The sequence below is a fragment of the Cellulomonas septica genome (assembly GCF_012396155.1).
In the GTDB taxonomy this organism is placed as follows: Bacteria; Actinomycetota; Actinomycetes; order Actinomycetales; family Cellulomonadaceae; genus Cellulomonas; species Cellulomonas septica.
Map to the genome: position 1 here is coordinate 1 of NZ_JAAXOY010000402.1, position 3,230 is coordinate 3,230.

The 3,230-nt window shown below is 74.7% G+C and carries 4 protein-coding genes; 3 read left to right on the forward strand and 1 reads right to left on the reverse strand.

The features are described 5' to 3' along the window. The 3 genes from HGA02_RS13940 to HGA02_RS13950 form a co-directional block, all read left to right on the forward strand. On the forward strand, positions 1-475 hold a 475-nt coding region (locus tag HGA02_RS13940; RefSeq protein ID WP_168679526.1), incomplete at its 5' end, for an alpha/beta hydrolase. A gap of 146 nt (positions 476-621) precedes the next feature. After that, positions 622-1,491 (forward strand): GyrI-like domain-containing protein, encoded by an 870-nt coding sequence (locus tag HGA02_RS13945; RefSeq protein WP_168679528.1) that lies wholly within the window; start codon positions 622-624, stop codon positions 1,489-1,491. Positions 1,492-1,578: 87 nt separating this feature from the next. Next, a complete protein-coding gene (locus tag HGA02_RS13950) occupies positions 1,579-1,986 on the forward strand; it encodes a nitroreductase family deazaflavin-dependent oxidoreductase (protein WP_168679530.1) in 408 nt (135 codons plus the stop codon). A 22-nt stretch (positions 1,987-2,008) separates the two neighbouring features. On the opposite strand, the gene HGA02_RS13955 is transcribed toward HGA02_RS13950, so the two are convergent. Then, positions 2,009-3,230 (reverse strand): CE1 family esterase (locus HGA02_RS13955; RefSeq protein WP_210728581.1); only part of this gene is annotated, 1,222 nt, incomplete at its 5' end.

Below are 3,230 nucleotides of genomic sequence, written 5' to 3' on the forward strand. Positions count from 1 at the left end.
CGCCGCCGACCAGCTGCGCGTCGACCTGCGGCGCGCGATGCAGGCCGGCGAGCCGGTCGACGAGATCTTCGAGGCGATGGTCGGCCCGATGGTCGGCGCCGCCGCCCCGGAGTGGCGCACGACGCTCGACGCGCTGCTCGAGCTGCCGGACGTCGCCGGGCCGGTCGGCTACTCCGGCTGGATGGCGCTCGGGATCCGGCTCGCGGCGACCGAACCGCGCATCGCGGCGGCGGGCTTCTTCGCGGGCGGGTTCGTGCCGCGGGCCGTGCGGGAGGAGGCGCCCCGCGTCACGATCCCGGTGCTCGTCCTGCTGCAGTGGGACGACGAGGGGAACCCGCGGCAGCGGGCGCTGGACCTGTTCGACGCGTTCGGCAGCACCGAGAAGACGCTGCACGCCAACCCGGGCGGTCACCTCGGCACCCCGCGGTTCGAGCTCGAGGACGGGGCGCGGTTCTTCGACCGGCACCTGCGGTGAGGTGAGGCGTCGGCCGGGCACGACACCCGGCCGACGCCCTCGTCCTCGCGATGCGCGGAGGACCGCGCCGCGCTGATCGCACCGGGCACCGATGATCGGGCGGGCGGGCGGCCACGGCCGCGAGGCTGAGAGCGGAAGGGAGCACCGTGATCGCCTGGCTCAACCGGCTCGTCGACGCCGTCGAGGACAGCCTCACCGAGGACCTCGACGTCGTCCGCCTCGCCACCACGCTCGGCACGAGCGAGTACCACCTGCGGCGCATGTTCTCGTCGCTGGCCGGGATGCCGCTGTCGGAGTACGTGCGGCGCCGGCGGATGACGCTCGCCGCGGCCGACCTCGTCGGCGGTGCGGACGACTTGCTGACCGTCGCCGTGCGCTACGGGTACGGGTCGGCGGAGGCGTTCGGCCGGGCGTTCCAGTCGGTGCACGGCGTCGGCCCGGGCCAGGCCCGGCGGGACGGCGGTCCCTTCCGCTCGCAACCCCGCCTCAGGTTCCGCCTGACCGTCGAAGGAGCCAGTCCCATGGACGTCCGCCTCGTCACCCGCCCCGCGTTCCGTCTCGTCGGGCACGCCGCCCGCGTCCCGCTCGTGCACCAGGGGGTCAACGCCGCGATCCAGCAGCACGTCGTGTCGATCGCGCCCGCCGAGCACCAGCGGCTCAAGGCGCTCGCCGACACCGAGCCGTCGGGTCTGCTCGCGGTGAGCGCCGACCTCGACCCCGACCGCCGCGAGGGCTCGGAGCTCACCTACCTGCACGGCGTCGCGGTCTCGGACGACGCCGAGGTCCCCGACGACCTGGACGTGATCCCCGTCGACGCCGGGACGTGGGCCGTCTTCCGGGCGTCCGGCCCCTACCCGCAGACGCTGCAGAGCGTCTGGGCCGCGACCGCGACCGAGTGGTTCCCGTCGAACCCGTGGCGTCTGCGTCCCGGGCCCGAGGTCGTCGCCGTGCTCGAGCGCGCCGAGGACTTCAGCACCGCCACCGTGGAGCTCTGGCTGCCCGTCGAGGGCGGCTGACCGGCGCGGCGGGGTCGCCGGGTCGCCGCCGGCGTCGTTCACTGGTGCGTCCGCACGGCCGCCGACCGACCCCGGGAGCAGCACCGCATGAACGACTGGAACACGCACGTCATCGAGGAGTTCCGCGCGAACGCCGGGCAGGTCGGCGGCCACTTCGCAGGCGAGCCGCTGCTGCTCCTGCACACCACGGGAGCCCGCACCGGTGAGCCGAGGGTCAGCCCGATGATGTACCAGGACCTCGGCGACGGACGCCTCGCCGTCTTCGGGTCCTTCGCGGGGCGCGACGTCCACCCCGCCTGGTTCCACAACCTCGTCGCGCACCCGGAGGTGAGCGCCGAGATCGGGTCGGCGACGCGCACGTTCACCGCGCGCGTCGCCGACCCTGAGGAGCGTCGTGCGATCTGGGAGCGCCAGAAGCAGGCGTACCCGCGGTTCGCTGAGTACGAGCAGAAGACGGACCGCGAGATCCCCGTCGTCGTGCTCGAGCCCCGCTAGCGGACGCCCGCCCCCGAGCGGGTCAGGCGCTCGTGCAGGTCAGCGCCGGCGTCGGGGGCGTGCCGCTGCCGCTGCCCAGCAGCCCGAAGGTCGCGGTGCCGCCGGCGGGCAGCGTGCCGTTCCACGACACGTTGCGCACGGTGAGCTGGTCGCCCTGCGTCGTCAGCGAGCCGTTCCAGACCTGGTCGACGCGCTCGCCCGACGTGCGCCACGCGACGCTCCACGACGAGGTGGGCGACCCTGCCCGGACCGTCACCTCCGCCTGGAACCCGCCGGGCCACGAGTTCATGACCTTGAACGTCGCCGTGCACGCGCCCGCGGGCGGCGGCGTGGTGACGGTCGGCGTCGGCGTCGGCGTCGGCGTCGTGGTGGGGGTCGGCGTGGGCGTCGGGGTCGGCGTCACGGTGGGCGTGGGCGTGGGCGTGGGCGTCGGCGTGGGGTTCGTCGTCGTGGACGGGAGCGACGTGAAGAACCGCCAGATCTCGCCGGGCACCCACGACTGCTGCTGGCCGCGGTCGCGCGCGTCCCACTGGTGCCCGCTGTCCGACGCGAGCCACACGACGGGGTAGCCGTCGCGGCACGTGTACGCGGTCCGCGTGTGGGTGCCGCTGCCGGCGGCGGGCTCCTGCGCCTGCTGCGCCTGGCAGCCGTTGTTGCGCAGCGCGCGGTCCCGCAGCGCGCGACCCTGCGAGATGTTGAGGACGTCGTCGACGACGCCGTGCGAGCCGAGGTACGCGATCGGCTGCGTGCCGCCGTCGCAGCCCGAGAGCTGGGCGCCGTTGAGGACGGCGACGGCCCGGAAGACGTTCGCGCGGGCGCACGCGAGCGCGTTGCTCATGCCGCCGCCGTAGCTGAACCCGGTCGCGAACCGCTGCGTCGTGTCGATACACAGCGCGGCCTCGAGCGTCCGCAGCACGTCGTCGACGAACTGGACGTCGCGGCCGCCGCTGTTGGGCCACGCGTTGTCGATGCCCTGCGGCGCGACGAAGACGGTGCTGGTGCCGGCGAGCGGCTTGAGCCCGTAGAAGCCCTGGTTGACGACGTCGGACGCGGTGCCGTGCCACCAGTGGAGCCCGACGACCAGCCGGTAGGCGCGGTTCGGGTCGTACCCGGACGGCACGTCGAGGCGGAACGTGCGCGACTGCCCGCCGCTCGTGATCGTGTGGGTGCCGGTCGCGAGCCCGGCGGGGCGTCCGCAGCCGGCGGTCGTCGCCGCGCGGACGGTGCCCGCGGTCCGGACGGTG